Consider the following 6717-nt stretch of genomic DNA (forward strand, 5'->3'; position numbering starts at 1 on the left):
AGCCCTTCGGGTTGTGACTGAAAGAGCAACAAGCCCTAGGTCATTAAAAACTGGCGTTTTTCCTGCTCGCTTCGGAGTAGCTTGGCAAATTTTCGTGTTTGCTTGGGCAGGTATATGAAATCATCCACCAGTGATTTTTTCCGACGCTTTTTGGTTAGCTCTGCAGGCTCAAAAAAATGCTTGGCATTTTCATAAGATAAGACAAAAGGTGAATAACCTTCCCGCATTAACACATAGCTCATAATTAATGAGCCAGTACGGTGGTTTCCTTCTAAAAAAAGCTGCGGCTGACTGAGGATGTTGGTGAAAATACCAGCACAACGTTTCCAGACATTCGTATTCTGATTTAATGCCAGCCAATCCATTAACTGACCAATTCCGCCGTCTCTCACATCATAAAAATGTGCCTGAGTGGCTTCAAACTGGGAGTGTTTCTCTATAGATGATGTGGTTGAATGCTGATACAACACAATATAGTTCAGTTCGAGCAGTAACCCCGAATTCCCATAGGCAAATAAATCGATGCCATTGATCAGGTACTCGTCTATTTTTGCATAACCCGCTATCAGGTTTTCGAGCACCGTATCGCTTGGTGGTGTTCGTTTGACCTTGAGCGAGGCGTTAATCTTTTTAAAGTTGAGTTGCGTATCTATCAGGCAGGATCTGATGGCAGCAATATCAAGTCTTGCAATATTGTCCATCAAATCAAACCCGATAATTCATCATGTCGTTCCGTAACTATTCTTAAAAAATGACAAAGCCAGGATTAACTAAACTCACCACGGACATATTGTTTGGTAAGCAATTGCTGTGGATCTTCAAAAATTTTCTTTGTGTCATCCATTTCCACCAGATAGCCGGTGCGGCCGCCATTCGAAATATCCACCCCCAGAAAGGCAGTGACATCAGCAACACGCATCGCCTGCTGCATATTGTGGGTGACCAGCGCCACGCTGTAATGCTGTTTTAACTCAACCATCAGCTCTTCAATCTGACGTGTGGCAATGGGATCCAGAGCAGAGCAGGGCTCATCCATTAACAGTACATCAGGCTCAGTTGCAATCGCTCGTGCAATACATAAACGCTGCTGCTGACCACCGGATAGTGAAAGCCCACTGTTTTTAAGTTTATCTTTAACATCATTCCAGATGGCCGCTCTTTTCAGCGCTTTGACCACCATCTCTTCTTCATCGCCCTTATAACCATTCAACCTTAAACCAAATGCAACATTGTCATAAATGCTCATTGAGAAGGGATTAGGAAGCTGGAAAACCATACCGATATAGCGGCGGACAATGACTGCATCCACTTTTTTACTGTAGATATCATGATCATGATATTGAATGTGACCTTCAAATCTGAACGAGTCAATCAAATCATTCATCCGATTCATACTTCTCAATACAGTACTTTTGCCACAACCAGATGGGCCAATAAAACCAGTCACTTTATTTTTTTCAACCGGGATAGTGGTATCTCTAACTGCTCGGAAATCACCGTAGTAAATGTTTTTGACATAGCAGTCTAAAACGACAGGGCCTTTTGGCTCATATTTTTTGGCGATGAACTCACCTGTTTCGGTTTGCATATTCATAGTTATTTCCTTGGTTATTCTCTAAATTTTGTTCTGCCAACGACACGGGCAACGATATTGAAAAACAATACAAGTAAGACCAGTGCCAGCGAAGCAGTCCATGCCAGTTCAATTTGATTCTCAAACGGCATACCGGAAAAGTTGTAAATCAGAATGGATAGCGAGGCAGTTGGTTCTGCCAGCTCGGACATGTAGTAATTGCTGAACAAGGCTGTGAACAGTAATGGAGCAGATTCACCCGCCGCACCGGCAACTGCCAGAATGACCCCAGTCATAATCCCGGGTAGGGCGGTCGGCAAGACCACTTTAAAAATGACCTGGGTACGGGTACAACCCATGCCAAAGGCTGCATCTTTCATTCTTTGTGGCACCTGCTTCATGGCTTCCTCAGCAGCTAGAGTAACGGTTGGCAGCATTAATACTGCCAAAGCCACACCACCAGCCCAGGCCGAGTAGGTGCCTGTGGTGATAACGATGACAGCATAGACAAACACACCAGCCAGAATAGAGGGGAAGCCGGTCAGCACTTTGGATAAAAATCTGGAGACAGTCGCGGTTTTACTGTTGGGGTTAAGTATGGCCAGATAGAGTGCCGCCATGGTTCCAATGGGAATACTCAGTGCGGAGGCAATACCTACCATGGTCAGTGTTCCCACGATAGCATTACCAAAGCCACCGCCGGTCTCGAAGCCGGCTGGTGGCAATGCTGTAATAGCCTCAAAATCAAGTCTTGCACCACCTTCCATGATGAGCATGTAAATAACCGATATCAGAGGAATACTGGCTAATATGGCTAATCCCCAAACCAATCCTGTCAGGAAGAAATCTTTCAAGGCTCTCAGTTCGAGCACATTTTTCTCAAGACTCGGTAAATTGATCCTGGGTGGCAGAATCTGTTCGTTAATCTGACTCATTTTTTACCCTCAAATTTACGCATGGTGTATTGCTGAACGGCCAGACCGGCAACATTGACCACAAAGGTGATAAGCAGCAGGACCAGAGACGCATACATCAGTGCCTGAATTTCAATTTGGCCTGCTTCAGGGAAGGTTGAAGCCAGCAGGGATGCCAATGTATTGGCAGGGGCAAACAGTGAGACACTGATGTCATTCACGTTACCGATTAACATGGCCAGTGCCATGGTTTCGCCCAACGCGCGACCAAATCCCAATACCAAACCTGCCAGAATCCCAGAGGAGGCTGTTGGTAGCATGACTTTAAGAATCACTTCCCATTTTGTCGCCCCCATACCATAGGCTGCTTCTTTTACTTTGTAAGGAATACGACGGAAGGCATCGGCTGAAATGGCTGCTACAGTCGGAAGAATCATAATGGCGAGCACCAACGCCGCGGGAGCCAAGCCTGGACCACTTAAATCGGTACTGAACAAGGGAAACCAGCCAAACGTTTCATGCAGCCAATGGGCAGCCGGCCTGATTAACGGGATAAGCACATAAATACCCCATAAACCATAAACTACTGAAGGAATAGCCGCTAACAGCTCAATGATGGTTCTGAACATCACTTCGACTTTGGCATGCATGAAGCCCTGAGTCAGGAAGATGGCAATAGCGACTCCTAATCCACCACCAATCAGCAATGCGAGTAATGAACTGTACAGCGTTCCCCAAATCTCAGGTAACACGCCAAACTCATTCTGGTTGGTATCCCAGGTAGTACCGGTGATAAAACCTAAACCATGATCCTTAATTGCAGGTAATGCCTGAGAACCGAGTTCAAAAACGATATAAGCGACTAAAAGAATGATTGATAAAGCACAGAAGTAAGCAAAAGATCTGAAGATGGAATCTTTCATGTAATCAGTTGGAGAAGGCGGCGCGGACAGTGTATTGCCACTCGCGGAATCTTTAAAAGGATCGTGAACCATTTGTGTTCCTATCAATCGTGAATATTTATAGTAAATATTGCTAACATCTTATTTTCAGGCGCTTGAACAGATAAATGCTGCAAGTGTTTTAAACACTTGCAGCATTACATTTATCAGACAACCAAGCGTGATTACTGAATCATGCTGGCCGCGTTGCGAACTTTCTCAACAACATTTTCTGGCAGCGGGATATAACCCATTGCTTCAGAAGATTCCTGACCAGTAGTGATCATGTATTCAATAAGGTCTTTTAATGCTTTGGCTTTCTCTTCACCTTGATTTTTGTAAACAAGTAACCAGGTGAACGTTGCGATAGGGTAAGCATCATCGCCCGATGGATCAGTTGCCCATGCACGTAAATCCGGTACATCACTATTTGGCAGATTACCTTCTGGGAAAGCGGTCGTTGCTAAGGCTGAAGCACCGGTTTCGCCACCGGCTTCAATAAAGTTACCTTTTTGATTTTCCAGCAGGGCGGTAGGCATTTTGGTCAATTTGGCAAAACCATATTCAACATAACCAATTGCGCCAGGCGTTTGTTTGATAGTCGCTGTTACACCATCGTTTTTAGGTGCTTTGACGATGGTGCCAGCACTTGGCCAGTTGGGTGCTTTTGCACCACCAACCTGTTCTTTGAAATTATCGCTGATTGCTGCCAGATGATTAGTGAATACATAGCTGGTACCACTTGAATCAGAACGAACAACAACAGTTATGTTTTGGTCAGGAAGTTTTACACCAGGATTAGCTGCCTGGATTTTCGGGTCGTTCCAGTTAGTAATGTTGCCCAGAAAGATTTCCGGATAAACATCACGTGGCAGTTTTAATTCTGTAACACCATCAAGGTTGTATGAAATAACCACTTCACCCGCCGTTACTGGTAACAGGATAGTACCTTTCTTGACCTGGGCAATTTCACTGTCTTTCATAGCAGCATCACTGCCTGCAAAATCTACCGTTTCGTTAATGAAATCCTGAATACCTGCGCCACTACCTTTTGATTGGTAGTCAACACGAACGCCATCAGTTTGCTTGCTGTAGTCTTTAAACCACTTGTTATAAAGTGGTGCTGGAAAACTTGCACCAGAACCATTCAATTTAAGATCAGCATATGCAGCTGTTGAACTCATGGCACCAATAAGCGCGCCAATGACAAAAACTGACTTTGCGCTCTTCGCAAATAGTTTCATAAAAACTCCTGACTAATGAAAAAGTAAAACACTCGATTTACAATTCGCTAAGTCTATTGGCGGTTTGTTAAACATTTATGACAAAGACTGAAAAGTTGGATTTATCGCTAGGACTTGAGGATTAACTTTGGCGGATATCAACAAAGGCGAAAATCAGACATAAGCTATGTTTTATCAGCTGTTCTGATATTAATTTCTGGTGTTTTTTGTATGCCGTCTCATGCAGCTGACACTAAAACATTAACAACTTGTTAATCTTTTATTCATTCAAGCTTAATTCCTTGTCGGCTCTGCTTTCATCTCTTGCAAATATCATGGCTCTCAGGTTAACAACAGGAGAGACCAACAATGAAAACAACTTATCTTGCAAGCGCTTTCAGTCTGATTTTTACCACCTCGGCATTTGCTCAGATCGATAAACTCGATAAAGAAGCTATTCATGCAGCACAAAACGCCTGGGCCGAAGGTATTGTGGAAATCGGTCAGGCAAAAACTGACGGTGAAGATGCAGAGGCAGTCGCCAGTGAATTGCTGGACAGCTTGTATGCATTCGAAGACAAAGTGTTATTCAAACCAACCAAAGCAGTGGATGACCCTTTCCGTAACAGCTATGAAGAAGCGCTTTCATATTTTGTAGGCGGCATGCTTGAGGAAGATAAAGGCTTTGCACTGCAACCGTGGACTGCCGTTCGATTTGAGAATGAAGATCTGCTGATTCGTGACGACCATGCCCTGGCTATGGGGCTTTACTACTTTACCGATACTGCTGGTAACGAAACCAAAGTTGAATATACATTTGGTTATCGATTGAATGACGATGGCAGTGTCAAAATCGAGTTACATCACTCTTCCTTACCTTTTAGTAAGTAATTAATACAGCCTGCACAGGAGATCTTGTGCAGGCTTTTTCCCATTTATTAAAGAGTCTGCTTAATATGAAGAAATATTCGAGTGCACCTTTGTTTATGCTGCTGGCCGGGTTTCTTGGTCCGGTCAGTTATGTTCAGGCTTATGAGGCTGGTGACTGGTTGATTCGTGGAAGGGTGATTAACGTTAATCCAAACGATTCAAGTGGAACGGTATCAGTCAATGGAGTTGATCAAGGAACGGAAGGTGTCAGTGTTGATAGTGATACTGTACCGGAACTGGATATCACATACATGATGACACCCAACTGGGGTATAGAGTTAATTTTAGGTTATTCCGAGCACACCGTGGATGGTAGCCAAAGCTGGGATTTTCTGGGACCGGTCGCTGAAACCAAAGTTCTGCCACCAACCCTGACTTTGCAATATCATTTCCGCCCAAATGCCAAACTCAAGCCGTATGTTGGAATGGGAGTGAACTACACCTATTTCTTTGATGAAAAGGTTCCTAACAGCTCTGGTCTCAGTAATCCCGGTGATTCGGTCAAGCTTAAATCATCATGGGGACTGGCCTTTCAGGCAGGCGTTGACTATGCGCTGGACGATGACTGGTTTGTAAACCTCGACCTGAAATACATTGATATCGATACCACAGCGACTTATCGGAATACGGCGGCAGGCTCGGTGTCTGTCAGTACTGATATTGATCCAGTGATCTTCGGTATCGGTATTGGCAGACGTTTTTAATCACAACAACCCGGTAAAAGATAACCCTGAGATGGTGATGACTTTAGTAATCTGCCTGTACAGCTTAATGTTGATATATGCTTAGGTTTTGCAGGCGACGCCATAATTCACTAGGTTAGATTTTATGTATCGGAAAAAAATTATTGCTTTTGCTGTTATTGCTCTTGCCATGGTTTTCCTGGCAGGAGCGCTGGCTATCTGGTCCACAAGACTGACTGCCCAGAACATTGTTCAAGTGAACATGGCAAATGCATTACTCACAGAGCATTGGAAATTATCCAATAACAGTTATCGTTTATTCAAACAGATTACCGATGAATTATTATTTGGCAAAAATGCTAATCAGGCGTTAGTTCGTAACAAGCGAGAGTTGATTGCCAATGCCATTTCCACAATAACGCAACTTGAACAACAACAACGACTGGCTCTGGG

The 6717-nt window shown here is 44.0% G+C and carries 8 protein-coding genes; 3 read left to right on the forward strand and 5 right to left on the reverse strand.

The window, feature by feature from the left end; genetic code table 11:
* Positions 1–35: 35 nt before the first annotated feature.
* The 5 genes from B3M51_RS00400 to pstS all read right to left on the reverse strand — a co-directional run bounded on the left by B3M51_RS00400 (position 36) and on the right by pstS (position 4672).
* On the reverse strand, positions 36–701 hold the full coding sequence (locus tag B3M51_RS00400) for a hypothetical protein (protein WP_292756081.1): 666 nt from the start codon (positions 699–701) through the stop codon (positions 36–38).
* A 65-nt stretch (positions 702–766) separates the two neighbouring features.
* Positions 767–1594 carry a phosphate ABC transporter ATP-binding protein PstB gene (pstB, locus tag B3M51_RS00405; RefSeq protein ID WP_014706656.1) on the reverse strand — a complete coding sequence of 276 codons (828 nt, stop codon included), beginning with the start codon at positions 1592–1594 and terminating at the stop codon, positions 767–769.
* Positions 1595–1608: 14 nt separating this feature from the next.
* Positions 1609–2508 (reverse strand): phosphate ABC transporter permease PstA, encoded by a 900-nt coding sequence (gene pstA, locus B3M51_RS00410; protein WP_014706657.1) that lies wholly within the window; start codon positions 2506–2508, stop codon positions 1609–1611.
* The gene (gene pstC, locus B3M51_RS00415) at positions 2505–3482 is read right to left on the reverse strand and encodes a phosphate ABC transporter permease subunit PstC (protein WP_014706658.1); all 978 of its coding nucleotides are present in this window, start codon (positions 3480–3482) and stop codon (positions 2505–2507) included. Before pstC ends, pstA begins: the two co-directional genes overlap by 4 nt.
* Before the next feature lie 131 nt (positions 3483–3613).
* Positions 3614–4672 carry a phosphate ABC transporter substrate-binding protein PstS gene (gene pstS / locus B3M51_RS00420; protein ID WP_104934607.1) on the reverse strand — a complete coding sequence of 353 codons (1059 nt, stop codon included), beginning with the start codon at positions 4670–4672 and terminating at the stop codon, positions 3614–3616.
* Between the two features lie 348 nt (positions 4673–5020).
* Here pstS and B3M51_RS00425 point away from each other — a divergent pair, with 348 nt between their 5' ends.
* The 3 genes from B3M51_RS00425 to B3M51_RS00435 form a co-directional block, all read left to right on the forward strand.
* Positions 5021–5542: a hypothetical protein gene (locus B3M51_RS00425; RefSeq protein WP_292480739.1), complete on the forward strand. Its 522-nt coding sequence runs from the start codon at positions 5021–5023 to the stop codon at positions 5540–5542.
* A 65-nt stretch (positions 5543–5607) separates the two neighbouring features.
* Complete coding sequence (locus tag B3M51_RS00430) at positions 5608–6285, forward strand: OmpW/AlkL family protein (RefSeq protein ID WP_292480737.1); 678 nt, start codon at positions 5608–5610, stop codon at positions 6283–6285.
* A gap of 124 nt (positions 6286–6409) precedes the next feature.
* Positions 6410–6717 (forward strand): hypothetical protein (locus tag B3M51_RS00435; RefSeq protein WP_292756084.1); only part of this gene is annotated, 308 nt, incomplete at its 3' end.

The sequence above is a fragment of the Methylophaga sp. UBA2689 genome (genome assembly GCA_002354555.1).
Lineage (GTDB): Bacteria > Pseudomonadota > Gammaproteobacteria > Nitrosococcales > Methylophagaceae > Methylophaga.